Raw genomic sequence first — 26,745 nt, 5'->3', positions numbered from 1 at the left:
AAGGCGCCGCTTGGTTATCTGCACCCGCCTGGGCTTTGACAATGGCAGGCACCTCTGCGGTCGCATCGACCTGGGTGAACAAGGTCGGCTTCCAGCTGACCGGACTGAGCCCTCCTTTGCTTTGCCCGATTTGGACTGCTTCGCCATTCAGAATAGAGCCAATATCCGTAAAGGCAGTACCGCCTGGCGATACTTGAATCAACGAGGCCGCCGTTGTTCCCGCGTCTTGAACGAAATAGTTGTTCTCCGCGTAAATTTGCGATTCGAACCCTACGCCCATGGAGTACAGGAACGGATAGCTTGCGTCATTGAGTGTGCCTTCATAATAGTTGTTATAAATATGAACTTGCCCGAAGCGAACACGAGGTGCGCGCTGCGTCACATTTTGATAATAATTGTGGTGGAACGTAATTCTTTCCAGCCCGCGATCGGCCGTATAGCTGTCACTGCCTCCGATAAGCGTCGTTTTGTCATGATCATGGAAGTAGTTATAGGAGACTGTAATCAGATCGGAAGCATTCGTGATATCCATTGCGCCGTCGTGCTGCTGATATTGACGTCCGAAATATTTAACACTGTAATCATCCCGGTTGGTTCCGTCGCTAAACGTGTTGTGATCGATCCAAATATGCTTCGCGCCCTTCACGGTAATACTGTCAAAGGCTGAATTCCAGTTGCCGGAGTCGCCGTCCGTCGGATCCCATTGCGGGAAATAATCGATCGGGGCTTGAAAATCAATGTTTCGGATAATGACATTATCCACGTTTTGAACCATTAGGTTCCCGCCGAGTATCTTGGCTTTCGAACCAGGCAGACCTACAATCGTCGTATTCGAGCCTACATTGATTTTCACTTTGCTGCCTTGGTTCGCTTCAGATGCGGCACGCGCCGTTTCCAAAGGACCGGATGGCACTGTTGCCGTCCCCCATACCTTAGGGTCATAGGCCGCCAGGTAAGCATTAAAATCATATGCAGAATCCTTGTAATAATCCATGCCCACCGGATTGTCGTTATCATCCACATTCATATCGATCGTGCCGCTGATGTAAATGATTTTCGGTGTCGCATTCGTTGCATTCGTCAAGTTGTTGCCGCCCAGGGCCTGGATCAGCTCGCTGCGTTTGGTTACGGTAAACATATTAGCCGCAGCCGCCTTGGAGCCCCCAGAGGTCCCTGTAGTAAAGGAGCCCCACCCATCGTTGACCCCAAGCACCTGCTTGCCGATGTCCGATGCGTCCGTGTTGATGACGTTCACGGTTAACGGAATCGAAATCGAACCAAAATTGAAATTCAATACCGTCGTGCCTTCGGCCAGACCGGCAAGATAAGCTTTATTCAGCGTGACGACTTGGCCTGTCACCTTGTAATCCGATGCTTGAAGAGCCGTCGCACCATTCGTGATGCTCGTCAATGAGCTGCCATTGAACTGTACCGTGACGTTGATGTCCGTCTGCTTCGCGGTGTTCTTATCAAAATTGGACGATGCCGCGGATACCGTAGGCAAGTATTGCACCTTCGGCATCGCAACCTGAACGGACGGATCCCAGTCGCCAAAAATTTGCGGAATGGTTACGCTGGCCTCCGCACCTGTCAGCTGTGTCGAAATCGTACGGGCTGACGGGTTCGCTCCGGTTCCATAGCTGTTATATTCCGAGAAATAGTTGGTAACGCAGCTGCCTGCGCAGGAGCTGGCCCAGCCCTCGGCAAGAAACTTTTTCGAATCAATCAAGGTATTGATAAAGCTGACTCGCGCGTAGTCCTTCCACCCGCGTCCCAAATCATATACACCTTGTGCGGAAGCATCATCTACGATCTGGGAGTTCAGGAACACATACCCTTTGTCCGTCGGATTTTTCTGCGCTCCCGCCGTGATGTGTCCGCCGCCGCCGGAATTGCTGACCAGCACCATCTTCACATTGTCCATCACAACGGCAGTGCCTTCACCGAAGATGAAGTCCACATCGCCCTGAATGATACTATTGTGGAAATATTGGCGGCCTTTGTTGCTCGTATTCAAACCGTTGTACAACGTATCTTGATACCCTTTCAGCTTCACCGATTCGAACGAAGCCTTGTCACTGTAAAGGGACAGTGCTACCGCTTGCGCTACAGCCGAACGTGGACCTGAGCTGTTCTCAATCGTCAAATTCGATGCGGTAAAATGATCCCCTGTTACTTTTACCGTCTGGCTCAAGAAGGTATTGCCCGTATGGCCCGGCTGGCCCGTCGTTGCGGACGTTCCTGCGTAATCACCGTACACAATGGTCGTCGCATCCATTCCGGCGCCGACAAGACTGACATAGGGCTGGCTGATGGTCAGCTTCTCCGTGTAGGTTCCAGGATGAATATAGATGACCGTTCTTTCCGTATTCGTCGCCGGCACGGTATTCACCGCGCTTTGAATCGTGTTGAACAGCGTCGCGCCGAAGCCTGCGCTGCTGCCGGTCGCATTCTTATCTACGGTAAGCACTTTGGCCGGCATTGCTGCGATCTCGTCTGTTGCCGGGCTTGCCGCCGACCCGTTATTTGCAGTCAACACATAGTAATAAGTGGTTCCATTCACTACATCGGTATCGTCATACGAGGTTTGGCTCGTCGTACCGAGCGGCAAATAGGAACCGCCGCTGCCTGCAGCCCGTGTCACAGCGTAGCTCGTTGCACCCGCTGCTGCATTCCAGGACAGACTCACCTTGCCCTCATTGGCTACTGCTTTGAACCCGGTCGGTTTAAGCGGTGCACCCGATACGGCTGCGTAAGGAGTCGCCTTCAGCTGGTTGGAGATCATGCTCTCCTGTGCCAGCTGGGCTCCCGCAGCGCGTGCCGCGGTAATAACATAATAATACGCTTGACCATTCCTCGCGCCGGTATCGGAATAACTCGTACCCCCGGTCACATCGGTCACTTTCACATAAGGCCCGCCGTTCACTTCACTTCTCTTGACCGTGTAATAAGTAGCGTCGCTCACGGATGACCAGGACAAATCGACCTTGTTGTTCCCCGGCTCGGCGCTAAGCAGCACCGGTACGGCCAAAGGCGCAGCAGGAGCGATTTGGAGCTGCTGCGAGCTTGGGCTGGAGCCCCCTGTGTTTTGACCTGTAACCTGATAATAGTAGGTCGTGCCGTTATTCAGGTTTTTGTCCAGATACGCAGTGGCTGCAAGGTTCTGTGCCACGGTAATAAACGGACCGCTCGGCGTGGTGCTCCGGACGAGCGTATAGGTCGTCGGAACGTCCGTACCGTCTTCATCCTTGCCTGTAACAGCGCTCCAGCTCATCGAGATTTGGCTGTCGCGGATATCCGTCTGTATGAATTCCGGTGCAGCTGCCGGAGCCTGCACATTGTTCGGATAGCCTTTGGCTTCGTTGGAGTATTCGCTTTCGCCATTGGCATTCACACTTGTGACAACATAATAATAACTCGACTTATTGATCAGACCCGTGTCCGTGTACGTAGGCGATGTAACCTGCGCGGCAATTTGCTCGTATGGACCTCCTGCTGCCGCACTCCGGTAGACGTTATACGAATCCGCCCCGCTGGCTGCATTCCAGGTCAATATGACCGTCTTGTTCGAGCCCGCCGTCACCAGACTTTGCGGCGTGACCGTAGCTTGCTGGTATACCTTCACATTATCGACATACAGGCTACCTGTAGAGGAGCCGGCTGTTCTTGCTTGAATTTTGGCAATGTTAGTGTCCTGCGTAGCAAATTTGTAATTGCCTCTGTATTTGCCGTTGAAATACACATCCGCAGCGTTCGTACCCGTATCGGCTACAAATTTCAGATTGTACCAGGAGACTACGTTGCCCGGGTTAATCGTTTCGAGGGCGTTCAGATTCGTTACGCTGAAGGAAAGCACGGTTTTGCCCGAGCTGTCAATCAGCTCCAGCGGATAGGAGTCACCGATAATCTTCGGCTCCATGAAGCTTAGCTCCGCTGTGAGTCCGCTTTTGCCGGACACCGGCGTGAAAGCATTCGTAAATCCGCCTCTCCGGCCTGCATTGGCATTATCATTAATCCATAGCACATTCGTCTGATTTCCCGGAATCGCCGCCGACTTGTTGTTCGCCGGGGCTACCTCGGAAGGAGAGTAATATTTATTCGTCAGATTATTATTATTGATGACGGTAATATTGTTAATCGTGCTATCCGCAGCATTGGCGATAGACACATACCCTGAAGGCGTATCCCCCAGCGTGCTGGCTTCAAAGTTATCGTTGATGAAAAAGACTCCCGGCTTGGCCGATACTTCGAGCGAGTCCGGTCCTTCGCCAATCCCGTTGACGGCACTTACGACATAATAGTAAGTCGTCCCATTGGTCAGGCTGGAGTCGGTATAGCCGGTGCCCAATGTCACATTAGCAATTGTGGCGTAAGGCCCGCCAGGTGCCGCGCTCCTTTTCACATGATAGGAAGCAGCTCCGCCTGCGGCGTTCCAGGTCAGGCTCACCTTGGCATTGCCAGCCAAAGCGGCTGCATTCCCAGGTGCGGCCGGAAGTGCCGGTACAGCCGGCGTAGCCGAGGCTTGCCCGGAGTTGACACTTTCCGCTGAAGCGTTGACAGCCGTAACGACATAGTAGTACGTCGTGCCATTAGAGACAGCCGTATCGCTGTAGCTTAACGCTTGTACGTTGGAAGCGATGGTCGCATAGCTGCTGCCGTCCGTACTCCGCTTCACATTGTAGGAAGTCGCGTTGCTTACACTGCTCCAGGCCAAGTCCACCTTGGCATTGCCTGCAGCTGCAGTCAGGCCGGCTGGCGCAGCAATAAGAACAGGTGCGGCCGGCGTAGCGCTGACCTCGTCAGAGTTCACGCTTTCGCTGGATGCATCCGAAGCGGTGACGACATAAAAATATTTCGTACCGTTGGATACGCTGCTATCCGTATACGTCACCGCCGTGACGGTGCCCGTAAGATTTGTAGCAATCAGCGTATAAGGACCGCCGGAAGTCTGGCTGCGTTTCACGCTGTAATACGTTGCGCCTGTCACGGTCGTCCAGTCCAGCTTCACTTGGGCATTGCCGCTGGTGGGTACAAGACCCGTTGGAGCCGCCGGAGCTGGCTTCGGCTGATACACCTGTACGTTATCTACCGACATCGTCCAACCAGGACTCGCAGCGGTACCTGATTTGGTCGCCAGCAGGATCGTTTTAGCCTTCAGGCCTCCGGCCGGAACATTTTTTAAAGGCTGGTTTTTCAGCGTACCGATAATGGAGGCATCCGATTTTTTGGACAGGGTATAGGTCGCTGTTTTATTCGTCAGGTCCAGCAAAGCCTTCAAATGGTATCCGGTACCGTTGGCAATCGTGGATGTGCCGATAGGCGTGTAGCTTCCGTCCGCATTCGTCCACACAGCATAGGCCCCGCTATAGCCTGTGGGATTGTTTTTATTCTGGATATCTGCCAGCACCGCACCGCTCGCATCCAGCACCTGCAGCAAGTAACCATTCTTCGTGACATTCGACAAGCTGAAATCGAATTCTACTGCCACCTGTCCTTGCGAAAGGCCCGCGCTGTCAAAATCTCTTTTCACGCCAACCGTGGTTGTACCTGTTTGTGCAGGCGTACCGCTGCTTTGCGTAAACTTTAAAGCCTTGGAGCCTAAGGCGGCATCGGATACTAGAGCCACCGTATCTGTACTAATCGTCGAGCCGGACAAGGCCGAAGTAAATCCGGCAATTGTACCGGTCGCATTGGCGTTCGTCACCCCATCCAGCGTGGCTGAATCCGTATGGGTCCCTTCAAAATCTTCGTTGATCAGCACCGTATCTCCCGCTGCTACGGCCTGTACCGTGCTGCTGTAAGGGACCGAGGAAAATACTAAAAGCGCTGTCATTGCAATGCTTATAGATTTCTTGAATCGATTCATTTGCATCATTAACTTCATATTGATGTGATGCCCTCCCTCATGTTGAAATAGTAAATCTTCGATTTGCCGTCATACCGTAATGCCGCTTCAAGAGCACATGGATTCACCTCGCAACCTGTCATCCTGTCCTTCTGTCCTTTGTACCTCAACCTTTATTATTGGGCCGCCATCCGCTTGAAGCTATAATCATCTCTTTGGTTAGTGCCTGATACTCGGCCGGAGCTGCAATTACATCGGATATGCTTCATTTAATCAGCCCTCTTATGCCGACACAGGAAAAATCCCCGCAGGAGCTTGTCCCACGGGGATTTAACCATGCATAGCATTTCACTTGTTAATTTGAGCATATTCGTGATTCAGCTCTTCCATGATCCGGTCGCCTCCGCTACGACGCCATTTCTCCACTTCATTCGCGAAGCCTCGGGCATCCAATTTCCCCAGAATAAACTGGTACGTGGCATCCGTGATGATCGTCTGCAGCTCCGTTCCTTTCTCCGCCTGCGTCTGGGAGAACAAGCCCGTCGTCGGATCATTAACGGCTATTCTGGCATTGTCTTCGATCATGGTCTGGATTTTATCCTGCAATTCGCTCGTTTCACCGAGCCGTAAATACCGGATATCGAACGTGCGCAGCGCATTCGCATACGGCTCGACCTCCTGCTCCCGCAAGGTTTGCGTATCGGGCATAATTTTGACCGTCTTATGATCCGGGTTCAAGTTATAATGGCGGTCCTGCATGCCGTAAGTAATCAAATTATTGACATCCTCGGATAACAGGCGGTTGAAAAAAGCCAACACCTCCCGAAGCTCCGCCTCGGATTTGACGCTGGATTTGGGGAAGAGGAACAAGCCCCCAAAGCCGCTGCCGCCCCAGATCCGCTCCCCCTTTGGACCTTGAACCCGGTTCATGATTTCCACATTGGCCATCTTATTAACCTTTTGAATCCGATTTCGGATGGATGAAGCGACAACATTGCTGATCATCATGCCGGCCTCGCCTTTGACGAACCGCTCCTCCTGCTGTACCTTGCTCGTTACCGTAAAATCAGGATTGATGAGCTTCTCATCATACAGCTTCTTCATAAATTTCATGGCATCGGCATATTCCGGCGTCATAAAATCCGGGACGAGTCTGCCCTCGGCAAGCCCCCAACCGTTGGGCGCGCCAAAGTAGGCTGCGATATTTTTAAAGGCGCCGTACACCAGGTCGTTGCGGTCGACCAGGCCCAACGTATCCTGTTTGCCGTTACCGTCAGGGTCCCCGTAAGTAAATGCCTTAAGCACCTCGTAAATATCGTTGATCGCCCTCGGTTCCTTCAGGCCGAGCCGGTCAAGCCAATCCTTACGGTATTGAATCCCTTGTCTCGATTGCGGACGCTCCCAATAGATTCCGTACGTCTTGCCGAAATAAGACGCGTTATTCTGAATGACCGGATTGACATACTTGCTGAGCAGCGGATATTCCTTCAAATAAGGCCCTATCTCCCAAAACAAACCGGATCGTATGCCGTTCACGACGGATGGATGCAGCACATCGACCGCCTTAACCTGCACCGCTTTGGGTAAGGTCCCTGTAGCGATAGCAGCCACCATCTTGTCCGAATAAATATTATCGGGAACCCAGTTGAAGATGAGCTTGGTGTTCGTCATCGTCTGTAAAGCAGGCACGATCGTACCCTGAGGCGGGTCGTCCCGGTTCAAAATAAGCATGAGGCTTATTTCTGAAGGGGTGTCGGCCACCCCCTGTTCGCCTTGGGGTTGCAATGCGGGCTGGGATGCGCAGCCAGCTCCTGCCGAAGCCAGCAGCAGAGCTGCGATGACGCCCCCTATATACCTGTGGGGGTTCCATTTTGTATGCATAGCTTATCCTCCAATCGATGCTGCATCTTGGGAGGCGCTCTCCTGATGCCGCTCCAGCTCCCGGTATTTCCCCGGGCTGATGCCCTCGGTTTTGCGGAAGGAGCGAATGAAATTTTGCGGGTTGTTATAGCGCAGCCGCTCCGCGATATCTTTAATGGCCATATCTGTTTCCTTCAGCCACCTTAAAGCGATGTTATGGCGGTATTGAGCCAAGTAAGCGCTGAAAGTGACGTCCATGCTTTTGCGGAATATGGTGCTGAGGTAGCTCGCATTATAGTGCAGACGGTCCGCGCAAATATCAATGGTAAGGTCTGTGTCGAACCCCTCGTGAATCATTTGCACCAGCTGCTTGGACACCGAAAGGTGCCGCACCTCCGTCTGTCCTTCAATCTCAGCCAGGAGAGGACTGATGATTTGGGTCATGAACCAGGCTTCCCCGGTTTCAGCAAAGCTTAAATGAAACAGCTCGTCAAAAAGCGCCTGCTGCCGCTGCATCGGGATCGCTTGTCCCGCAATGCCGTTCGAGAGGCCAAGCAAATTCATCAATAAACGCACGGCATTGAACTGCATATCGTAGGGATTCGGGTGGTTTTGCCCGATCTCGTGCAGCAGCTCGCGAAGCAGCGGCCTGACCCGTTCCCGGTCCGCCAGCTTAATCGCATCGAACAGCTCCGATTGCAGGGCAGACGGATAAGCGTAATGAAGCGCGTGATTTTCGCCGAGATCTCCGAAATAGCCGATGGCTTTTTCTCCGAAGGAGGCATATCGTTTCATCGCTTCCACCGCTTCTTCGTAGGCCCGCGGGATGTCCGGCAGCCGCTGGTACGGAACACTGATTCCGATATTGACCTTCAGGTCCAGTACCTCTGCAACCTTGTTCTGTACCAGCCTCGCGATAGCATACACATCGGCTAGAAACAGCTCGGCGGTTTCGGCATGTCCCGTAACGACCGTCGTTTGCGTCCGCCCCAGCACGATAGGCTGAAGCCTCCGTTCGGACGCGATGAGCTCCCCGACCATATTATTGACGGCGAACAGCAGTAAATCGGCATCCTTCTCGGAGAAACGGGTGGACTCCAGACTGCTGATCTGCAAGGCCAGCACGCAGAACCGGGAGAAATCATGACGCAGCCCCAAGGCTTCCATCCGTTCAACAATCTCCCTTTCCTTCATGCCGAACAGAAACAGCTGGACCATAAGAAACGTGCGCAGCAGCTCGGTTTGGCCCTCCAGCCTGTGCTCCAGCCGCCGCTTCGTATCGAATAGCTTATTTACCTGCTCGCCAATGACCTGGATCTCATCGAGCGATTTGCGGGATGCCCCCATCCCCATTTGAGAGATGACTTCCTTGTAAATTTGGGCGATGGGCCGGTACAGCCGTTTCGTCCACAGCAGGGTTACGATAATAGACAGCAGCAGCAGACTGATGCACATATACAGCGTAAACCAGCCGATTTCACGGGAGGAGCGGGTTAATTGGTCCAGCGTTACGACAGACATGTAGGTCCAGCCGTTGTAGTCCGATCTTCGGTACGTGACCGTAAAGGGCTGTTTGTCGATACTTATGCTGTATTGTCCTGTTCGCCCCCGGGGGAGCTGCCCCAACGATTGCTGGAGAGAAGTATCCAGTCCGTTCAGCGTAACCCCTTTATGGACGAACAGCTGCGACTGCTGATCGAACACAAGCACCGCTTCATGCTCCGTATTGACGGAAATCAGACTGCTGAGGCTGCAGGCCGGGATTTCAATCATCGCCGTACCGATACTCCGGTAGCCTGTCAACGGCAGTCGCTTTAGCAAATTCACATTCATGCCACATGCATTGACCGTCGATAGCACGGTACTCCCGCCGCTGCGCGTGCCGTTCGAATCGGCAGCCCCAGCAGAAAGCCCATCAAGGTCCGCCGCAGCTTCAACCGAGCTGACCTCCCAGACGGTTGGCGCAGCGGGCTCCGGCAGCGGACTGGACGAATGGTCCCTTGTCCAGGCATCAAGCCGGTACAGGCCGTCATTGTTCATAAGCCAGTTGCCTGTCTTGCTCCACACTTGAATATCGTTAATGCCCGTATCCAGCCTCTGTAGTCCGTTGAGCTCGGTTTTCACCTGGGAGAACAGCTGAAATTGATCCGGACCCAGCGGCTCGTTAAGTGCCGTTTGTATAATTTTGGAGCCCAAAAAGTGCGTCGTCGCCTGATCCGCCACCTTCAGGGAATGCTCTACATTCAACTGGGTTTGCTGCAGGCTGAGCGCCGTTTCTTTATTCATCTTGTCCTGCACGACACCCGACGATTTCACATAGGAGAATATCCCCACCAGCATGGCCGACAGCGTGGTGATAATAAAGCATAGCAAGACCCATCTCACATAGTAACGGTTCGGCTGTCTATTCCTCTTCATGTGTGTTCATCCTTTGTTTAGCTCCATCCGGGGAAAGCGTTTTCTTTTCTTGGTTCCCACATTGTAACAGAAATGATTGCTTACATATATATGTATACCTCCGGGAAGTAACGTTCAATGTGCAGCTTTTAACTTCTTTTCGCTTCTTCTCCCCGGATCCATACGCCACCCCTACGAGGCCATTTATTCCATTTGTTCTGCGTGCCCGATTGGTGTACACTAAAGTTTTCCGTTGAAATGAAAGGTGATCGTATGCATACCGAATTTTATGCTTCAACCCCTCATGGCGCAGGGAGCAAAAAGATACCGCTGGCTCCGCTCGCCGCAACAACGACAAGCCAGGCGCTGGTGCCCGACGGGCAGCCGGACGCTTTTTATTTTCGTGCCCTGGAGGAGCAGGGCATCTTTTTGAACAAAGCGCAGATCGAAGCGGTGCGGCACGGAGACGGGCCTCTGCTCACGCTGGCAGGCGCAGGCTCCGGCAAAACGTCGGTGCTCGTCTGCCGGACCGGCTACCTGATCGCCGTTCGGGGAATCAGCCCGCGGAGCATCCTGCTGGTAACCTTCTCCAGCAAGGCTGCTGCCGAAATGAAGCAGCGCATTGCGGGGCTGCCGGGCATGACGCCTCGCATGGCAGGCGACGTGCAGGCGCGAACGTACCATTCGTTCTTCCTGCTGCTGCTGCGCAGACAGGGATACGATCAGGACATCCTGTCTGAAACGCGCTACCAGCACATCATCGTGAAACGGATGCTTCGGGAGATGGGGCTTCAGGACGAGTATCAGCCGGAGACGCTGCTCGCCGAGCTGTCCCACTACAAAATGAATTTGATCGACATCGACGATGTACCGGAGAAAACGGCGGATGAACGTAATATCAAATCGATTTTCCGGCAGTACGAGCAGTGGAAGAAAACACACCATAAAATGGACTTTGACGACGTGCTGCTGTATGCCCACCAGCTGCTGCTCCGTTCCCCGCACCTGCTCCAATCGCTGCAGGAGCGGTTCGTCTATGTGATGAACGACGAGTTTCAGGATACGAACCGGCTGCAGTACGAGCTGGTCCAAATGATCGCAGCCCCGCAGCACAATTTTATGGTCGTAGGCGACGATGACCAGACCATCTACAGCTTTAACGGCGCAAGCCATGAATATATATTGGATTTTCATAAGCTGTACCCGACGGCCCGAACCGTTACGCTCGACATTAATTACCGCTCTACCTCAAGCATTGTCGGGCTGGGCAACGAAGTCATTCGACGCAACAAGAAGCGGAAGCCCAAGCAGCTGCAGGCCACCCGCTCAAGCGATACGATGCCCCGCTACTATCGGCCGGGGGACTCCAACGAGGAAGCGCAGGCCGTCATCGCCCGTATTACGGAGGACGTCGCACAGCGGCAGCGCTCGTACAGCGACTTTGCGATTTTGTACCGCAGCGCAAGCGACAGCCGTGCCCTGCTGGAGCAGCTCGTGCTGCGGGAGGTTCCTTTCGTCCATTATGGGGGCGGAGATGTGTTTTACGAGCAGTGGATGGTCAAGCCGGTGATCGATTATTTGAGGCTCTCCCTGCATCGGCGCAACTTCGAGGCCATGGAAGGCATCCTGCCTACGCTGTACATTAACCGGGACAAAGGCATGGAGTTTATTCGCCAGCAGGAAGCGGTTCAACGAAAAAAAGGACCGCTCGCCTACCTGCTTTTTTTTCCCGAGCTGAAGGACTTTCAGAAGGACAAGCTGAGGGATCGTCTGGCACAGATCAAAACCTTCGCACAAATGAAGCCTGTCGATGCGATCCGGGACATGCGGCGCACATTCTATGATGCTTTCCTTGAAACGAGCGACAGCCGCAAGCTGACACCGCACAAGGAAGTGCTGAAGGAGACGCTCGATGAGCTGGAGTCGGCAGCCAAGCCGTTCGCCTCGACCGCCGAGTTTGTCGAGCATGTGGAGCTGATGATTCGAAAGCATAAGGAGATGGAACTGCTCCGACAAGATGCGGAGGCCGATCGTGTGACGGTGATGACCATTCACAAGTCCAAAGGGCTTGAGTTCCCCGTCGTGTTCGTCATCGGCGTATCCGACGGCATGCTGCCGCACAGCTCGGCGCTGGAGCAGCCGAACGTCCGCGGGGAGAAAGCGGCCGCTTCGTCGGCAGAGGAAAAAGCCGCCGCCCTGGAAGAGGAACGGAGGCTGGCTTATGTAGCAATCACCCGGGCCAGGGAGGAGCTGATTCTGAGCTCCCCGGCGTATTTCCGCGGCAAAAAAGCCGAGGTGTCCCAGTTCATCCTCGCCCCGTTCCGTCAGGCGTCCCCGCAGGGAACGTCGTCATCGGCTCACGGGGGCCGGCTCACGGGAAGCAGCGGCGGCTCACGGCCTAAGGACCTGACGCGGGGCGCTGCGGTGCCTAAACCTCCGGTTCGTACCGTAAGCGAAACAGTGTATGCGTGGGTATGCACTGCCGGGAGCTGCAATGCCTGGTCGCGCATTTCAACGCCGCAGGAAACGAAAGTGAAGGACAAGGCTTGCCCCTTGTGCCATGCACCCATGCGGCGTGGCAGCAAAACCGTGGCCGTGCGGCAGGGTTAAGGCGGCTTTGGCTTTCTGTCTCGCTGCTGCGGTTATGGAGGGGACTGCGCATGGGGCGGAGCCGTGCCTGTGGCCTGCCAATGCGGCGGCAGTGTTTTCGCCCTCGTCTGCTGGGAGTCTGCATCAGACAAGGGCTTGCTGCTGTGATTGCAGCCCACAGCTTGCGGCGGCAGAGTGCGGCGGCAGTGTTTTGCCCCCGCTGCTGCTAGCCTGGAGCGACGGCTTACGGCTCGAGAGCTCTGCCTGGCCCGACCGTCTAAGGCTGCGCCTTGACGAGGGGCCAGATCAGCACGTCGAGCCTGGAGGCATAATGCAGCAGCGGCGCCTTCCCGCCGATGGAAGGCAGGCCCTGCCCGGTCAGCATGGTGCAGCTCCGGAGCTCGGCTTCCGCCAGCTGCAGCGGCCACACCGGATGGTGGATGTCGCAGCGCATCGGCTCGCCCGAGCTTCCCAGCGTGTACAGGCAGTACCGCTCCGTCAGCCAACGCTCCAGCGAACCGTGCGCCGCCTCGAACACCGGAGAAACGGGCCGGTAGCGGCCTTCGAACTGCACCGTGCCATCCGCCCTGCGGCTGAGGTACCGGATCTCCTGCCCCGCCTTTTCAAGCTTCATCTCCGCCAAGTAATACGGCAGACGATAAAACCGCCGCGCCCCCCAGACGGCAAGCGCATGGGCGGCATCCAGGCTGAAAAAATAAACGCCCGGCTTGCCTTGCAGCGTAACGTAGGTTCTCACGTTGATCTCGGGAAACCGGCTTGTGCCTGGGATAGGCGGGAGCCCCCGTGCCCGAATGCCGGTCATGCCGAACGGCACGACTGCAATCCACGCGTTCCCCCCGAACGTATCCAGAGGTAAAGCGTCCGGCACCCATGGCCGAAGCAGCCCGACCGGCACCGGCCAATGGGCAAAAAGCAAATCATGCCACGTCTGCTTCATAATCCAGGGAAGCTTCGGCAGCGGCCAGGGCCGGTGCGAGCTATTTTGCAATAATTCGTGCATGATTAGTTTTGCCTCCTGTCACTGCGATCCAACTGCCTGCTGCCAAGGATAAACGGCTTCGCCAGCTTTCCAGATGGCATGCGTTTGTCAAGGTAGACGAAGGTTGTGAAACTTATACTTTCTTATCTGCCAAAATAGGGAAGCAAGCGAACATTTTCGCTGCTTCCCCTTTTTCATGCCGTCCTAAACGCCGACAGCGCCGTTTATCGTTGTGTTTCCCCTAGCATACACGACCGTGACGCAATGTACAATCATTACGCATTTAAAATAGCATCGATCCGTGCCAATTCCTCTGCGCTGAATTCCAGGTTGTTCACGGCACCCGCCGCATCCTCAATCTGGCTCACCTTGCTCGCCCCGATCAGAGCGGAAGTCACACGGCCGCCCCGCAATACCCAAGCCAGCGCCATTTGCGACAGCTTTTGGCCGCGCTCCTGCGCCAAGTCGTTCAGCTTCCGTACTTTGCCGATCACTTCCTCGGTAATATCCTCACGCTTCAAGAACACGCTTTGTCCAGCGGCGCGGGAGTCTGCCGGAATCCCGTCCAGGTATCTGTCCGTCAAAATTCCTTTAAACAGCGGCGAGAAGACGATGCTGCCTACACCTTCCTCCTCGAGCACATCCAGCAGTCCGTCTTCTACCCAACGGTTCATCATCGAGTAGCTTGGCTGATGAATCAAGCATGGCGTACCCAGGCTTTTCAAAATACGGATCGCCTGCCTTGCCTCTTCCGGCTTGTAGTTGGAAATCCCGACGTACAGCGCCTTGCCTTGACGAACGATCAGATCGAGCGCCGACATCGTTTCTTCCAGAGGCGTGTTTGGATCCGGACGGTGGTGGTAGAAAATGTCCACGTAGTCCAATTTCATCCGTTTCAAGCTTTGATCCAGACTCGATACGAGGTATTTCTTCGAGCCGAAGTCCCCGTAAGGTCCCGGCCACATCAGATACCCGGCTTTGGTGGAGATGATCATTTCGTCACGGTATGGCGTCAAATCATCCTTCATCATCGCTCCGAACATTTCTTCCGCACTGCCTGGAGGCGGTCCGTAGTTGTTCGCCAGGTCGAAGTGGGTAATGCCCAAATCGAATGCGCGGCGTACCATCGCCCGGCCTCTCTCGTAGGAATCAACGCCTCCGAAGTTGTGCCACAGACCTAAGGAAATGGCCGGCAGCTTCAACCCGCTGTTGCCGCAGCGGTTATATTTCATAGCCTCGTAACGCTGCTCCGATGCTGTATAAGGTGTCATCAGTTATCGTTCCTCCTCAAAGTTAGTCCCTGATCAGGACGGATGTCGTGCCTTCAAGCTTCTATTTCCCTCCTTATTGTAACCCAGTTGCCGCCCTAGGGACATGTCAGCATGCGGCAACTATATGGTATAATGTCTTTTAAACAACCATTTCAACACAAATAGATCATTGCCGTTCGATTCGAATCCTCATGAACATCACTTGAGCTAGGAGATGCGCCATGCCCGATTTCAAATATATGCTTCCCCATAACCAATTTTATCCATATGAGGATTTAAAGCTGTATTATTGCGGCTCGGAGCAATGTCAGCCCGGCCATTCCTGGGGACCTGCACTAAAGGACCACTACAAAATTCATTATGTCCACAGCGGCAAAGGCACGTTCCGGACAGCCAGCCAGACCTATGTCCTCACGCAGGGACAAGGCTTTCTGATCAGTCCTGATGTCCTTTCCTCCTACCAGGCGGATGCACAGGAGCCTTGGACTTATTCCTGGGTTGCCTTCCAGGGGACCAATGCGGACTGGATTTTGCAGCGTGCAGGCTTGACGCCGGTTCAGCCTATTTTCCAAACGGCTCAGCAGGAGGCCATTTCGCTCTGCTTCCAGCAAATGTTCCAGGCAAGCCTGACACAAAAAAGCCGTGATCTCCGGCTGCTCAGCTTGCTGTATACGTTCCTATCCATTCTCATTGAGGATACCTCGAACGAGGCATACGCTGAAGGGATCGGGGCAAACAGACAGCAGCTGTATGTCGCCAAAGCGGTAGAGTTCATAGAGACCAACTATTCCCGGTCCATGTCCATTGCCGAGATGGCGGACGAGGTCGGCCTTGAACGCAAATATTTGACCCGCCTGTTTAAAGCAAGCACCGGGCTCTCTCCCCAGCTGTATGTGATTGATTACCGCATCAGCAAGGCTTGTGAATGGATGGCGAATCCGCTGCTGTCCATTACCGAAATTGCCTACTCCGTTGGCTACAAGGACCCTCTGCTGTTCTCCAAAATGTTCAAGAAAATGAAAGGCATCTCCCCCAGCCAATATCGGAGCACGCTATCTGGAGGCACTTCTGGAGGCACTTCTGGAGGCACTTCTGGAGGCACTTCTGGAGGCACTTCTGGAGGCACTTCTGGAGGCACTTCTGGAGGCACTTCTGGAGGCTCTGTCTGATCCTCATCCAGTTTTCCTTCTGATCTTCTGCTTGATCTTCTGCTTGATCTTCTGCTAGATCTTCTGCTAGATCTTCTGCTAGATCTTTTGCTTGATCTTCTGCTTTGTCCTCTGCATCATTTCCTGCCCTATCTCCTGCTTCATCTCTTTGTCTCATTTCCTGCCCGATCTTCTGCCCATCTCCTGCGACATCTCCCGCATCGGCTTTTCCGCGCCTTCCTCCAGCGTTTTACCTGAGGTCTTTTCCGCCGATCCGGTAGCATGCGAGCATTCGCTTTCCCTGCTTCACTTCGCCTTTTCTGTCCCGTGCGAAGCGCTGCTTCGTTCCGTTCCTTCACGTTTTTTTGCCATGTCACTTGCCAAATAAACCTGTAGAGTCTATAGTTATGTACACAATTACATCACTTGAACATATGTACATCAAATTAAAACACCCCAAGCTTCAGGAGGATCTATGACGGATATAAAAAGCGAGCGCAACCGGCTACTGGTCAAAATCAGCCAGCTTTACTACGAAGAAGGTCTGAACCAACAGGATATCGCCGCACGGCTCGGCATGTCGAGACCCCACGTCAGCCGGATGCTGACCGCAGCCAAGCAGGAAGGCATCGTGCAAATCACGATTAAGAACCCTTATTCCGCCGAGCAGCAGGTGGAGCGCGCGCTGCTCGAAACATTCGGTATCCATGATGCGCTGGTCGTCGATGCCTCTCAGCCCGCAGGGCTTCCGCTGTCCGTGCAGCTTGGAAGAACCTGCGCCGTGCTGCTGGAATCGATTCTGAAGGATCATGACACCGTCGGCATCATGGCCGGCCGTACCGTTGCCGCCGTAGGCACCGAGCTCGATTACTTCCCGCGAAACGGTCTGCAATTCGTTCCGCTGGTAGGCGGATGGGGCTCCGAAGGCGCTTCCTGGCATGCCAACTCCAATACGGCGACCATCGCCGACAAGCTTAAATCGAAATATTGGCAGCTGCATGCGCCGGCCGTCGTCACCCACGAGCAAACCGGCAAGCTGTTAAAACAGGAGCCCGACATCGATAAAGTGCTCCAGCAGGCAAAGCGCTGCCAAGTTGCCGTCATCGGCATCGGGGAGGTGTCCGAGCACGCCTCCATCGTGCAATCGGGCAACTTCACCTCTGCTGACTTGGACCAAGTGAAGGCCGGTGGAGCGGCAGCTAACCTGTGCGCCTCCTTCCTTGACGGGAACGGACAAACGATCGCCCTGCCTGTGAACGACCGGATGATCGGGCTGACCGCTCAAGAGCTCCGGGGCATCCCGAACGTTGTAGCCGTGGCCGGGGGGCAGGATAAAGTGGCCGCCATTACGGCTGCGCTCCGCGGCAAATGGATCGATATTCTCGTCACCGATGCAGCTACCGCCGAGGCCGTGCTGCGCTTTCATGCCCAGCTTTCTCCCACCCTACCACTTAAAAAAAAGGACCGATGACCTATGAAAAGCCAGAGCCAGGAAGGCTATTACGGCAACTACGGCGGAAGCTTCATCCCCGAAATTTTGGTTCCCGCCATCCATGAAATCACCCGGGAGTTCGAAGCCGTCAAGCAGGAACCCTCCTTTTGGCAGCAATACTGCGATCTGCTCTCGGGCTACTCCGGACGCCCTACGCCGCTCACCTATGCCGACCGGCTGACGGAGCATTTTGGCCGGGCCAAAATTTATATCAAACGCGAGGACTTGAACCATTCCGGCGCGCACAAGCTTAATAACGCGCTAGGCCAGGCACTGCTTGCCAAACGCATGAACAAAACCCGCCTCATCGCCGAAACCGGCGCAGGCCAGCATGGCGTTGCCACCGCAACCGTCGCCGCCAAGCTGGGGATGCAGGCGACGATCTATATGGGACGCGAGGATATGGAGCGCCAGTATGCCAACGTCTTCTGGATGAAACGGCTCGGAGCCGAAGTCGTCCCTGTCGACTACGGCACTCGCACGTTAAAGGATGCCATCAATGAAGCATTTCGCGACTGGGTCTCCAGCTTCGAAACGACGCACTACGTGCTGGGCACGGCGTCGGGTCCGCATCCTTTTCCGGCGCTGGTTGCTTACTTTCAGAACATCATCGGCATCGAAGCCCGTGATCAAATGCTTGGCTTGGAGGGCCGGCTGCCAAGCCGGGTCTACGCATGCGTAGGAGGAGGCTCCAATGCGCTCGGCGTGTTTCAAGCCTTCTTCCCCGATCCAGAGGTGGAGCTGGTTGGCGTAGAGGCCGGGGGCCAAGGCCCGAATTCAGGCAAGCATGCCGTACGTATTGCTTACGGCCAAGGTAAGCCGGGCATCGCCCAAGGCTACAAGACCCTGTTCCTTCAAGACCGGGACGGGCAAATGACAGATACGTACAGTGTCGCGGCAGGACTCGATTATACGGGGGTCTCCCCGATCCTGGCCGACTTGTCGGAGCAAGGCCGGGTTCGCTTTACAGCCGCTACCGATGAAGAGGTCGTTCGAACGCTTCAACTGGTCATGCGCAAGGAAGGAATCATTCCGGCCTTGGAGTCCACACATGCTTTTGCCGGCGCCTTGCAGGACATTGCGGAGAGCTCCAGCTCCGACATCTTTCTGATTAACATGTCGGGGCGGGGAGACAAAGATATTTTTAACATAGCGGAGGGGCTGCGGGATGAAGAATGGACTGAATTTATCCACCGAAAGCATACGCAATATGCAAAGTAAGATGGCACAAGAAATCCGGGAGAAGCGAAAGTCCAAGCAGATTTTGATCATGACGCATCAAATATTGGGCTACCCCGATTTCGAGACAAATTATGAAATGATCCGGCTGTTTCATGAATGCGGAGTCGATCTGATTGAGCTGCAGCTGCCTTTCTCCGAGCCGACTGCCGATGGCCCCGTGTTCCTGCGGGCAAATCAGGCTTCTCTGGAGCGCGGCACTACGGTGGAGCAGTGCCTGGATTTCGCCCGCAAGGTAACTGCCGAGTTCAATATCCCTTTTATTTTCATGACGTATTACAATATTTTGTACCAATATGGGGTGGAGCGTTTCATAGCGGAATGCAGCCGTATCGGTATCCGCGGCCTTATCGTACCGGATGCGTTTCCGGAAGAAAGCCAGGTGTACATGGAAGCTTGCCGGACCTCCGGGGTAGATCCGATCCTCATTGTCACACCTTATACCCCGCCTGAGCGGCTTGCCTACTTATCGTCTCAAACCGGCGGCTTCCTGTACTGTGTAGCGCGTAAAGGCGTCACCGGCTCACGAACGACCTTCGAGCATGAGCAAGCCTTGTTTCTTGAAAGCTGCCGCCAAGCCGCTCATACCCCTACCGCCGTCGGCTTCGGCATCCAGGACCGGTCCGATGTGCAGTACCTCACCGGCAAAACGGATATTGCCATCATCGGCACGCAGCTGCTGAAGGTGCTCGAAGCCGAAGGGCTCAGCGGAGTCCGGAGCCTGCTGCATTCGATGACGGCTTCGTAAAGCGATTCAGGCAGCTTACTTTGTACAGCAGGTCTGCGGTTCCAGTCCCATTTGGCTGAATCCTCCTTATACAAGGATAAACGGCTAAGCCGTCTTTCAAGATGGCACACGTTTGTCAAGGTAGACGAAGCATGAGAACTTATACTTTCTACGCACAAAAGGGCTGTCGAGGCAGCCCCTTCCTTATGGAACTAAATCATTTATATAGCTAAGCTTTCGTTAAGCGGTCCAGCTGATCCGGCGTCAGCCGAATGTGCAGCGAGCCCAGGTTTTCCTGCAATTGCACCTTGCTGCTGACAGCAATCAGAGGTAACGCCGCAGGTGTGCTTTGCATAAGCCAAGCCAGTACGACTTGATTCGGCGTCCTTCCGGTCTCAGCCGCAACTTCCCTTAATACACCGAGCCTTGCCCGCGCAGCATGCCCTTCGTATTGATCCGGCAGAGGACCGTCCTGTCTCGTATAAGCGCCGTTGAGCAGCGGTGAGTAGGCAAGAAGCGCAAAGTCATCCCGGCTCCGGCAATAGCTCAGCAGCTCCTCATCCGCGCTCACCTGAACCCCGAAGTCCGCTTCCGGCTGCGGATGGAGAAACGTATACCGCTGTTGGATGCAGGCGTATCCGGTCCAGCTGCGGGCTTCACAAATGCTTTGGGCCTCCATGATTCTCGGCAATCGATAATTGCTGCAGCCGATGGCTCTGACCTTCCCCGCACGAACCAGCCCGTCGAGCGTCTCCAGCGTCTCTTCCAGAGGTGTCCTCGTGTCATCAATGTGAGCATAATACAAATCGACGTAATCCGTTCCGAGCCGCAGCAGACTCTCATCCAGCGCTTGTTCGATGGCTTTGCGGCTCAGCCCTTCCATGTTCTCGAAGCCCCCGCCCGGGAAGGTCGGCTTGGCCCCCACCTTGGTCGCCACAACCATCCGGTTCCGGTTCCCGCGTTCCTTCATCCACTGTCCAAGCAGCAATTCGCTCTCCCCGCCGACGCACCCCTCGTTCCAGAAGGCATAGTTGTTGGATGTGTCCAGAAACGTCCCGCCCGCCTCCTCATACGCATCGAGCAAACCGTAGGACGTCTCTCGATCGTCCCGGGAGCCGAAGTTCAAGCATCCCAAAGCCATGACGCTTACCTGAATTCCCGTGCTGCCTAGCTGTATTTGACGCATGAAATGTGCCTCCTCGAAAATAAATTCCGAGCTTCAATCGGGAGCATCCTCCTACCTTTGTACCTGCCCCGCTTCCCACGCCTTGTAGTAGGCTATCTTGTCTTTCAGCAGAGCGAGTGTTTCCTGGAGCTCCTTCACCTGCCCAAGCAGGTCCGCCTCGTGCTCCTCCAGCAGAGCCCTTCGTTGGGAAATCCCTGCGTCCCCCAAGCGCATCATGCTTGCGAACCGCTGCATTTGCGCAATCGGCATTCCCGTAGTACGCAGCCGTTTCAGCAGCACAATCCATTCCAGGTCTTTTAGATGGTAAGAGCGATGACCGTTTGTCGCCCGGCTTATCGGTTCCATTAGACCGATTCTTTCATAATATCTCAGGGTGTGTACACTTAGCTCCGTTTTGGCAGCCACCTGCTGAATCGTTAATTCCATGTCAATCATGAAGAGGCCTCCTCGCTGATTTCGTTCAGTTTACTATTTAGAGCGCGCTCGAAGTCAACCCAGAGCGGATCTTTTTTTCCATAAAAAGTATCTAGCTCTATTATAGTTTCGAGCATGAACATTGAAAAACAATTCTCGCATTGTGAAGTAAGGTGACGATCCCTCCTACCAATCCCCTACATTCATCCAATTACTAGGGTATAAAACAACGGCCGGATGGCAATAGTTACAGTAACTCGATGAAAAGGGGTGTACCCAATGGAAGCTAACATGAGTGTGGTAGATGTGATGGCTCAAATTCAGCAGCTCAAACAGATCGGAGACCCGTTAAGCAAGAAAAAAATTAAGCAGTCCCATCCGGAGCTGATGCAAAATGCACTTTACTACTTCCCCAGCTGGGAGCATGCCATTCAAAGCGCTGACATCCTTTAACCGAACGTACCCACAGCGCGTCAAACGGGGATCTGTGATCCCCCATGGAAAAAGGCCGCGATAGCGCCTTTTTTACCCGCAAAAAAGAGCAGTCCTGTTCAAACAGGCTGCTCTTTCCCTATATCGCCCCGCGTAGGGGAACTTCAGCAACGCTTTAAAATAAAATCAGGCTTGCAGCTGTTCCAGAATGGCCGCAATACGTTCCTTGTAGACCTCATCACTTAGCTGCAGGTTATCCGCAGGATTCATCTCGAACATCTTGCCCCACGCATGCCCGCCTTCATATTTCGGTACCACATGGAAATGCAAATGCGGCATCGTATCCCCGAAGGCCCCATAATTAATTTTGTCCGGCCCAAAGGCGCGCTCTATAGCGCTTGCCGTCTGAGCCACATCCCGCATGAAGGCATCCTGCGTATCCTGCGGCAAATGGAAAAACTCACGCGCATGCTCATTCAAAGCTACGATACAACGTCCAGGGTACGTTTGCTCCCGAAACAAATACACCGTAGATACCCGAAGCTTGCAGATTTCGATCATCAGCTTGTCGATCCGTTCGTCCTGGGCACAATAAATACAGGCTTGGGTCATGAATTCCGCTCCTCTTACCAATAAAATGAACTTACCTCTTTTTCCCTATTTCTTATACTAAACGTCTCCATTGCGATTGTCCATCTCCATTGTGATAGCGCTTACTGTTTTCTGCCCTAAAGCGCTGCTTAACAGCCCGAAATACGCTGCTTCCCAAGAAAAGGGCTTCTGCCGACACCTTGAATATGCCAAGACAAATAAAAAACTGCCTCTAACCGAAGTTAGAGGCAGTCTCTGTTGTTAGATTACAGCTTTACAACGTTCTCAGCTTGTGGTCCACGGTTGCCTTGTACCACGTTGAATTGAACTTGTTGGCCTTCGTCCAAAGTTTTGAAGCCGTCGCCTTGAATCGCGCTGAAGTGAACGAATACATCGTTGCCGCCTTCAACCTCGATAAAGCCAAAGCCTTTCTCTGCGTTAAACCATTTAACTGTTCCTGTTTGCATGGGGAATTACCTCCAAAATTAAATTTAACATGTTCCTTTTATTCACCGAAAGTAAAATAAAAATTCACACATTGGAAAAAGTACCAAAGTACACTTGGTAACCCTTTACAATATGTGAAGAAAGGTTACAGCTTTACAGTTGAGTACATCATACCATGCCGATTAGGGAAAAGCAAGTTGATCCCTGCGCCCTTCCAAAAATTTCATTACTAGACGCCTCCTAACGTAAAAAACGCTTCGATTCCACACCCGTATCGCACTAAAAAAAGGAGACCCGCAGCAACGGGCCGCGAGTCCCAAGCATTTATATATTAAAAAAGGGGGTCATCTTGTATTATAGGCATGTTTCATTAACAACAGATGAAAAACACATTACAGCTTCATTACAAATTCAGCTTTGGGATGGCGGCGGCTTTAAGTCTCCGTCTTCTTCATCAGCTGTCCGTACGTAGTAAGCTGTCCATCCATACTGAGCGTATTTTTCTCCAAACGGTATTCCTGCAAGGCTGGCTCGCCTTTGGCGGCAGCCCACTTTTGGAGCGTCTCGCGCTCGCCTTCGTACGAGAAGAAAGGAACGCTGTAGCCGCAGGAGGTTTTGACCGCGTGGAGATCGGCATAAATGATTTGCCTCGCACCCGGAAGCAGCTCGAATTGCGGGGCAAGCGCCTCCCACGCTTCCGTTCCAGGAAGAATGACTCTGCCCTTTCCGTACAATCGGAGAATCATCGGTGGCCCTTCAACGGCCATGAAGAGAAACGTAATCCGTCCGTTATCCTCCAGATGCGCGCTCGTCTCATTCCCGCTGCCCGTCAAATCCAGATAAGCTACCGCTGTCGGTGACAAGATGCGAAGCACATCGTGCCCTTTCGGTGAAATGTTCACGTGCCCTTCCTCATTCATAGGGGCCGAGCCTACAAAGAAAACATGCTGCTTGCGTATAAAGGCCTCATGCTCTGGCAATATAGCTGAAAACATTTTCCCCATCACTTCACCTCATTATCGAAAGTTACATACTAACCTATGCCTCGTCGGATACTAACTATAAATTTACAACTTCCCTGTTACTTTTGGAAGATCCATCCGTATGTACTTTTTAATGCTAAAAGATGATGGCAGTAACAATCTCAACGGAGGTCTAATCAAAATCTATGAGTTCATTGCTGGAAACACTGAAAAAAGGAAATATGTCTTCCCTCACGGCAGCCATAGGGAACACGGGCATCGCCATATTGAAAGCTATTGCAGCAGCCATGAGCGGCAGCGGGGCGATGTTTGCCTCGGCTATGCACTCCGTGGCGGACGCCATTAATCAAGGGTTCGTATTCGTAGGAAGTGTATTGGCGGAACGGAAGCCATCCCCCAAATTTCCTGTCGGCTTCGGACGTGTCATTAATATATTTTGCATGGTCGCTGTTATTGTCGTCTCGATCATGGCCTATGAAACCATCAAGGAAGGCATTCATCTGCTGAATCACCCTGCACATTCCAGCCATTTCTGGATTAATTTTATCGTTCTGGCTGTAGCGATCATCGTCGACGGGGTCGTCTGGGTGAAAGCGATGAAGGAAATTGTCCACGAAACCCGGGCGGAGGCGAAGGGATTCGCCATTTTTGCAGCCTCCTTCAAGCATGTCGGACGGGCTGCGCCCCCGACCCGACTTGTTTTTTATGAGGATTTGGTTGCTACTCTCGGCTCAACCCTGGCTCTGATCGCCGTTCTCGTATCCACCTTCACGAGCGTACAGCTGCTGGACGGTATTGCAACGATCCTTATCGGCTGCCTCATGATCGGTGTCGTATTCAAGGTAGGCTATGACAATATGGTCGGCTTGATCGGTGTAGCGGCACCCAAAGCTGTGGAGGATAAAGTCGCAAGAATGATTCTGGCGGACTCCCATGTCACGGATATTAATAAATTGCGGATTATTCAGGAAGGCCGGTTTTACCATGTGGAGGGCTATATTGAGCTGATTAAGGGCCTCTCCCTTGCCGATGCGGATGATATCAAGTTCCGGGTACGGGATAAGCTGCTGAATGACCCGGATATTTCAGACGTCATTCTCGGCATTATCGAGGATAACGGGGTGCAGGACTGGAATAAAGCGGAGTCCCGGCCTGCGGTGACGCAAGGATAACCTTTAGATTTAGAGATCCAATTAAGAAGAGCCGTCAGGCGTCCTGATGGCTCTTTTCTTGCCTTGAAACTAAACCGTCCAGACGGTATAGTAAGTACAGGAATAGGAGGCGTCAACGAACGATGGAAAACGTAACGAAGCGTACCGCCCTGCTAAAAGCCGCCTGCCAATTAGTGCAGGAGAAGGGCGCCGCTACGCTGACCCTGGATGCGGTTGCCAAGGAAGCGGGCGTCAGCAAAGGCGGCCTGCTGTATCACTTTCCCTCCAAGGACGCGCTGATCAAGGCGCTGATGGAGGATTTTCTTGATCGGTTCGATAAAGAAACCGAGCTGGAGTCGGCTACGAATGCCGAATTGACCAATAATCGATGGGCACAAGCCTTTTTGATCAAAACAGTTCAGCTGACGAAGGAGGATTTGGAGATGAATGCGGCGGTGATGGCCGCAGCAGCGATGAATCCGGATTTGCTGCAGCCGATCAAGGAGCGGTATGAGGCCTGGCAGCAGCGCATCGAAACCACCGAAGCCGATCCGGTGGCCGCTACGGTCATTCGTCTTGCAGCCGACGGCCTCTTTTTCTCCGAGCTGTTCGGCTTCGCGCCGTTATCGGAACCGATGAAAGCCGCTGTGCTGAAATACATGATGGCCCCCGCAACGAAGGAGGAGAACTAACCATGGCGTGGATTTATGTCGTAATCGGAGGTTTAATGGACGTCGGCTGGGCCACCGGTCTTGCGATGACGGACGGCTTTACGAAGCTCGTCCCCAGTCTGCTGACCTTGACCTGCATCGTCCTCAGCTTTTATCTGTATGCACTGTCCTTGAAAAATTTGCCCGTCGGAACAGCCTATGCCGTCTTTACCGGGATCGGTGCCGCCGGCACGGTCATTGTAGGCATGCTGTTTCTGGGGGAGCCGAAGGATGCGCTGCGGCTGTTGTTTATTGCGTTATTAGTCGGAGGCCTTCTCGGCCTGAAGCTGGTGACGCCCAAGGAGGAGAGCACTCCCACCTCCAAATCTCAGCGAGAGGCTTGATGGAACATGTCTTGGGTATTTTTAATTTTTGCCGGACTTATGGAGGTTGTCTCCGTTATTTTCATTAAAAAATCGGACGGTTTCACGCGATGGAAGCCGACACTCGTCTGCCTGTGCGCTATGGGACTGAGTCTGTACAGCTTGTCTATGGCTTTAAAGCATATTCCTATCGGAACGGCTTACAGCATTTGGACCGGTATCGGGGCGGCGGGAGCCTCTATTGTAGGCATCATCGCTTTCGGGGAATCCCGCGATCCGAAGCGGATTGCATGCATCCTCATGATTATCGCGGGTGTCATCGGCTTGAAAGTGACCGGTTAAGCCCCGCACAGGTCAACCACCGTCATGCAGCGCCACACCGCTGCTTTTCCTCTAATACAAAAATAACAAGGCACCTCCCTCGATAAAGAGGGGATGCCTTGTTGTTTTTTCACGATGTATTCTAATCCACCGGCATGGTCATTCACCGGGCATGTTACGCTTCCTTGGTAGCAGCGTTGGACCCTTTTCCAACTGCAAGCAGGCTGCTGCCGCTTAAGGCCAGTAGGACGGATACGGCCAGCAATGCCAATTCAAGCTCATAGCCCGCCATTTGCGGTGTGCCTGTGAAGCCTGCTCCCAGCTTCGCCATCAAGATCGCTCCTGCCATGACCACAGCGAACAAGACCGCCACAATTCGCGTACCGAGTCCGATGATCATGGCGATCCCGCCAGCCACTTCAATGATAGCTGTTGCATACGCCGTAAAGCCCGGAAGCCCGATGCTTTCAAACCAGCCGGCAATATTGCCGATCCCGCTTTGAAATTTAATAATCCCATGAATTAAAAAAGTAATCCCTACGACCAATCGAACAAGCAGCAAGCCGACTTCTGTTTTCTTTGTCACAATCTAATCCTCCTATATGGTTCCGTATGATAT

General features: G+C 53.6%; 20 protein-coding genes and 2 pseudogenes. 10 read left to right on the top strand and 12 right to left on the bottom strand.

What is annotated here, in order from left to right; translation table 11 throughout:
- Window positions 1-19: 19 nt before the first annotated feature.
- From CF651_RS33290 to CF651_RS18345, 4 genes and pseudogenes are all read right to left on the bottom strand, one after another.
- Window positions 20-1,294: pseudogene (locus tag CF651_RS33290) on the bottom strand (pectate lyase family protein); the annotation flags it as partial.
- Window positions 1,289-3,919, bottom strand: a pseudogene (locus tag CF651_RS33410) (pectinesterase family protein); the annotation flags it as partial. The pseudogenes CF651_RS33290 and CF651_RS33410, both read right to left, overlap by 6 nt.
- Before the next feature lie 2,274 nt (window positions 3,920-6,193).
- The gene (locus tag CF651_RS18350; RefSeq protein ID WP_094016315.1) at window positions 6,194-7,726 is read right to left on the bottom strand and encodes an extracellular solute-binding protein; all 1,533 of its coding nucleotides are present in this window, start codon (window positions 7,724-7,726) and stop codon (window positions 6,194-6,196) included.
- Between the two features lie 3 nt (window positions 7,727-7,729).
- Window positions 7,730-10,123 carry a helix-turn-helix domain-containing protein gene (locus CF651_RS18345; RefSeq protein ID WP_094016314.1) on the bottom strand — a complete coding sequence of 798 codons (2,394 nt, stop codon included), beginning with the start codon at window positions 10,121-10,123 and terminating at the stop codon, window positions 7,730-7,732.
- A 252-nt stretch (window positions 10,124-10,375) separates the two neighbouring features.
- On the opposite strand from CF651_RS18345, the gene CF651_RS18340 reads away from it, so the two are divergent.
- The gene (locus CF651_RS18340; RefSeq protein ID WP_094016313.1) at window positions 10,376-12,712 is read left to right on the top strand and encodes a UvrD-helicase domain-containing protein; all 2,337 of its coding nucleotides are present in this window, start codon (window positions 10,376-10,378) and stop codon (window positions 12,710-12,712) included.
- A 256-nt stretch (window positions 12,713-12,968) separates the two neighbouring features.
- Here the strand turns inward: CF651_RS18340 and CF651_RS18335 are convergent, their stop codons facing one another.
- Together CF651_RS18335 and mgrA are read right to left on the bottom strand one after the other, a co-directional pair.
- Window positions 12,969-13,712 (bottom strand): YqjF family protein, encoded by a 744-nt coding sequence (locus CF651_RS18335; protein ID WP_094016312.1) that lies wholly within the window; start codon window positions 13,710-13,712, stop codon window positions 12,969-12,971.
- A gap of 254 nt (window positions 13,713-13,966) precedes the next feature.
- Window positions 13,967-14,962: an L-glyceraldehyde 3-phosphate reductase gene (mgrA, locus tag CF651_RS18330; RefSeq protein ID WP_094016311.1), complete on the bottom strand. Its 996-nt coding sequence runs from the start codon at window positions 14,960-14,962 to the stop codon at window positions 13,967-13,969.
- Between the two features lie 221 nt (window positions 14,963-15,183).
- Between mgrA and CF651_RS18325 the strand changes: the two genes are divergently transcribed.
- From CF651_RS18325 to trpA, 4 genes are all read left to right on the top strand, one after another.
- Window positions 15,184-16,131, top strand: a complete 948-nt coding sequence (locus CF651_RS18325; protein WP_094016310.1) for an AraC family transcriptional regulator — start codon at window positions 15,184-15,186, stop codon at window positions 16,129-16,131.
- A gap of 454 nt (window positions 16,132-16,585) precedes the next feature.
- On the top strand, window positions 16,586-17,581 hold the full coding sequence (locus CF651_RS18320) for a sugar-binding transcriptional regulator (RefSeq protein ID WP_094016309.1): 996 nt from the start codon (window positions 16,586-16,588) through the stop codon (window positions 17,579-17,581).
- 3 nt (window positions 17,582-17,584) lie between these two features.
- On the top strand, window positions 17,585-18,823 hold the full coding sequence (trpB, locus tag CF651_RS18315) for a tryptophan synthase subunit beta (protein ID WP_094016308.1): 1,239 nt from the start codon (window positions 17,585-17,587) through the stop codon (window positions 18,821-18,823).
- On the top strand, window positions 18,771-19,589 hold the full coding sequence (gene trpA, locus CF651_RS18310) for a tryptophan synthase subunit alpha (RefSeq protein ID WP_094016307.1): 819 nt from the start codon (window positions 18,771-18,773) through the stop codon (window positions 19,587-19,589). The genes trpB and trpA overlap by 53 nt, the downstream gene beginning before the upstream one ends.
- Window positions 19,590-19,797: 208 nt before the next feature.
- Here the strand turns inward: trpA and CF651_RS18305 are convergent, their stop codons facing one another.
- Both CF651_RS18305 and CF651_RS18300 read right to left on the bottom strand, forming a co-directional pair.
- Complete coding sequence (locus CF651_RS18305; protein ID WP_094016306.1) at window positions 19,798-20,754, bottom strand: aldo/keto reductase; 957 nt, start codon at window positions 20,752-20,754, stop codon at window positions 19,798-19,800.
- Between the two features lie 51 nt (window positions 20,755-20,805).
- Window positions 20,806-21,189 carry a MerR family transcriptional regulator gene (locus CF651_RS18300; RefSeq protein WP_218827864.1) on the bottom strand — a complete coding sequence of 128 codons (384 nt, stop codon included), beginning with the start codon at window positions 21,187-21,189 and terminating at the stop codon, window positions 20,806-20,808.
- A gap of 258 nt (window positions 21,190-21,447) precedes the next feature.
- Between CF651_RS18300 and CF651_RS32340 the strand changes: the two genes are divergently transcribed.
- Window positions 21,448-21,621 (top strand): hypothetical protein, encoded by a 174-nt coding sequence (locus CF651_RS32340; RefSeq protein WP_179232867.1) that lies wholly within the window; start codon window positions 21,448-21,450, stop codon window positions 21,619-21,621.
- Between the two features lie 165 nt (window positions 21,622-21,786).
- Here the strand turns inward: CF651_RS32340 and CF651_RS18295 are convergent, their stop codons facing one another.
- The 3 genes from CF651_RS18295 to CF651_RS18285 all read right to left on the bottom strand — a co-directional run bounded on the left by CF651_RS18295 (window position 21,787) and on the right by CF651_RS18285 (window position 23,642).
- The gene (locus CF651_RS18295) at window positions 21,787-22,212 is read right to left on the bottom strand and encodes an HIT family protein (RefSeq protein WP_094016305.1); all 426 of its coding nucleotides are present in this window, start codon (window positions 22,210-22,212) and stop codon (window positions 21,787-21,789) included.
- A gap of 245 nt (window positions 22,213-22,457) precedes the next feature.
- Window positions 22,458-22,658 carry a cold-shock protein gene (locus CF651_RS18290; protein ID WP_094016304.1) on the bottom strand — a complete coding sequence of 67 codons (201 nt, stop codon included), beginning with the start codon at window positions 22,656-22,658 and terminating at the stop codon, window positions 22,458-22,460.
- A 414-nt stretch (window positions 22,659-23,072) separates the two neighbouring features.
- Complete coding sequence (locus tag CF651_RS18285) at window positions 23,073-23,642, bottom strand: pyridoxamine 5'-phosphate oxidase family protein (RefSeq protein WP_094016303.1); 570 nt, start codon at window positions 23,640-23,642, stop codon at window positions 23,073-23,075.
- A 164-nt stretch (window positions 23,643-23,806) separates the two neighbouring features.
- Between CF651_RS18285 and CF651_RS18280 the strand changes: the two genes are divergently transcribed.
- The 4 genes from CF651_RS18280 (at window position 23,807) to CF651_RS18265 (ending at window position 26,147) form a co-directional block, all read left to right on the top strand.
- A complete protein-coding gene (locus tag CF651_RS18280) occupies window positions 23,807-24,793 on the top strand; it encodes a cation diffusion facilitator family transporter (RefSeq protein WP_094016302.1) in 987 nt (328 codons plus the stop codon).
- A gap of 122 nt (window positions 24,794-24,915) precedes the next feature.
- On the top strand, window positions 24,916-25,464 hold the full coding sequence (locus CF651_RS18275; RefSeq protein ID WP_094016301.1) for a TetR/AcrR family transcriptional regulator: 549 nt from the start codon (window positions 24,916-24,918) through the stop codon (window positions 25,462-25,464).
- Between the two features lie 2 nt (window positions 25,465-25,466).
- Window positions 25,467-25,826: a DMT family transporter gene (locus tag CF651_RS18270; protein WP_094016300.1), complete on the top strand. Its 360-nt coding sequence runs from the start codon at window positions 25,467-25,469 to the stop codon at window positions 25,824-25,826.
- A gap of 6 nt (window positions 25,827-25,832) precedes the next feature.
- Window positions 25,833-26,147, top strand: coding sequence for a DMT family transporter (locus CF651_RS18265; RefSeq protein ID WP_094016299.1), 315 nt, complete (start codon window positions 25,833-25,835; stop codon window positions 26,145-26,147).
- 154 nt (window positions 26,148-26,301) lie between these two features.
- Here CF651_RS18265 and CF651_RS18260 read toward each other — a convergent pair whose 3' ends face one another.
- Complete coding sequence (locus CF651_RS18260) at window positions 26,302-26,712, bottom strand: DoxX family protein (RefSeq protein WP_179232866.1); 411 nt, start codon at window positions 26,710-26,712, stop codon at window positions 26,302-26,304.
- Window positions 26,713-26,745: the final 33 nt, after the last annotated feature.

Origin of the sequence: Paenibacillus rigui (genome assembly GCF_002234615.1) — a bacterium.
GTDB classification, from domain to species: Bacteria; Bacillota; Bacilli; order Paenibacillales; family NBRC-103111; genus Paenibacillus_S; species Paenibacillus_S rigui.
Note: the sequence above shows the minus strand (reverse complement) of the source record. Positions and strands in the feature narration are given on the sequence as shown.

What these genes read in the sequence shown, in the direction of transcription:
- CF651_RS18350 (WP_094016315.1), bottom strand. Translation starts at nt 7,726, where the DNA reads ATGCATACAAAATGGAACCCCCACAGGTATATAGGGGGCGTCATCGCA.
- CF651_RS18345 (WP_094016314.1), bottom strand. Translation starts at nt 10,123, where the DNA reads ATGAAGAGGAATAGACAGCCGAACCGTTACTATGTGAGATGGGTCTTG.
- CF651_RS18340 (WP_094016313.1), top strand. Translation starts at nt 10,376, where the DNA reads ATGCATACCGAATTTTATGCTTCAACCCCTCATGGCGCAGGGAGCAAA.
- CF651_RS18335 (WP_094016312.1), bottom strand. Translation starts at nt 13,712, where the DNA reads ATGCACGAATTATTGCAAAATAGCTCGCACCGGCCCTGGCCGCTGCCG.
- mgrA (WP_094016311.1), bottom strand. Translation starts at nt 14,962, where the DNA reads ATGACACCTTATACAGCATCGGAGCAGCGTTACGAGGCTATGAAATAT.
- CF651_RS18325 (WP_094016310.1), top strand. Translation starts at nt 15,184, where the DNA reads ATGCCCGATTTCAAATATATGCTTCCCCATAACCAATTTTATCCATAT.
- CF651_RS18320 (WP_094016309.1), top strand. Translation starts at nt 16,586, where the DNA reads ATGACGGATATAAAAAGCGAGCGCAACCGGCTACTGGTCAAAATCAGC.
- trpB (WP_094016308.1), top strand. Translation starts at nt 17,585, where the DNA reads ATGAAAAGCCAGAGCCAGGAAGGCTATTACGGCAACTACGGCGGAAGC.
- trpA (WP_094016307.1), top strand. Translation starts at nt 18,771, where the DNA reads ATGAAGAATGGACTGAATTTATCCACCGAAAGCATACGCAATATGCAA.
- CF651_RS18305 (WP_094016306.1), bottom strand. Translation starts at nt 20,754, where the DNA reads ATGCGTCAAATACAGCTAGGCAGCACGGGAATTCAGGTAAGCGTCATG.
- CF651_RS18300 (WP_218827864.1), bottom strand. Translation starts at nt 21,189, where the DNA reads ATGATTGACATGGAATTAACGATTCAGCAGGTGGCTGCCAAAACGGAG.
- CF651_RS32340 (WP_179232867.1), top strand. Translation starts at nt 21,448, where the DNA reads ATGGAAGCTAACATGAGTGTGGTAGATGTGATGGCTCAAATTCAGCAG.
- CF651_RS18295 (WP_094016305.1), bottom strand. Translation starts at nt 22,212, where the DNA reads ATGACCCAAGCCTGTATTTATTGTGCCCAGGACGAACGGATCGACAAG.
- CF651_RS18290 (WP_094016304.1), bottom strand. Translation starts at nt 22,658, where the DNA reads ATGCAAACAGGAACAGTTAAATGGTTTAACGCAGAGAAAGGCTTTGGC.
- CF651_RS18285 (WP_094016303.1), bottom strand. Translation starts at nt 23,642, where the DNA reads ATGGGGAAAATGTTTTCAGCTATATTGCCAGAGCATGAGGCCTTTATA.
- CF651_RS18280 (WP_094016302.1), top strand. Translation starts at nt 23,807, where the DNA reads ATGAGTTCATTGCTGGAAACACTGAAAAAAGGAAATATGTCTTCCCTC.
- CF651_RS18275 (WP_094016301.1), top strand. Translation starts at nt 24,916, where the DNA reads ATGGAAAACGTAACGAAGCGTACCGCCCTGCTAAAAGCCGCCTGCCAA.
- CF651_RS18270 (WP_094016300.1), top strand. Translation starts at nt 25,467, where the DNA reads ATGGCGTGGATTTATGTCGTAATCGGAGGTTTAATGGACGTCGGCTGG.
- CF651_RS18265 (WP_094016299.1), top strand. Translation starts at nt 25,833, where the DNA reads ATGTCTTGGGTATTTTTAATTTTTGCCGGACTTATGGAGGTTGTCTCC.